General features: G+C 63.4%; 1 protein-coding gene. It reads right to left on the bottom strand.

Features of this window, described 5'->3' with window-relative positions; genetic code table 11:
- A partial coding sequence (locus IB257_RS31405; protein WP_255509223.1) for an EF-Tu/IF-2/RF-3 family GTPase occupies nt 1–636 on the bottom strand: 636 nt, incomplete at its 5' end.

Here is a 636-nt window from a genome sequence, read left to right as displayed (position 1 = left end):
TTACTTCAGGATCTTGGCGACGACGCCGGCGCCGACGGTACGACCGCCTTCACGGATGGCGAAACGCAGGCCTTCTTCCATGGCGATGGGGGCCAGCAGCTTGACCGTCATGGCCACGTTGTCGCCCGGCAGAACCATTTCCTTGTCGGCCGGCAGTTCGATCGTGCCCGTCACGTCCGTCGTGCGGAAGTAGAACTGGGGACGATAGCCTTGGAAGAACGGGGTGTGACGGCCGCCTTCTTCCTTGGACAGGATGTACACCTCGGAGGTGAAGTCGGTGTGCGGGGTGATCGAGCCCGGCTTGGCCAGAACTTGGCCGCGCTGGACGTCTTCACGCTTGGTGCCGCGCAGCAGGATGCCCACGTTGTCGCCCGCTTGACCTTGGTCCAGCAGCTTGCGGAACATTTCCACGCCCGTGCAGGTCGTCTTGACCGTCGGAACGATACCGACGATTTCGATTTCTTCGCCGACCTTGATCACGCCGCGTTCGATACGGCCGGTCACCACGGTGCCGCGACCCGAGATCGAGAACACGTCTTCAACCGGCATCAGGAACGTGCCGTCCACGGCGCGCTCGGGCGTCGGGATGTACGAATCCAGCGCAGCGGCCAGAGCCATGATGGCCTGTTCGCCCAG

Origin of the sequence: Achromobacter sp. ACM03 (assembly GCF_014851665.1) — a bacterium.
Taxonomy (GTDB): Bacteria; Pseudomonadota; Gammaproteobacteria; order Burkholderiales; family Burkholderiaceae_B; genus Achromobacter; species Achromobacter aegrifaciens.
This window is presented reverse-complemented; position numbering and strand designations above follow the sequence as displayed.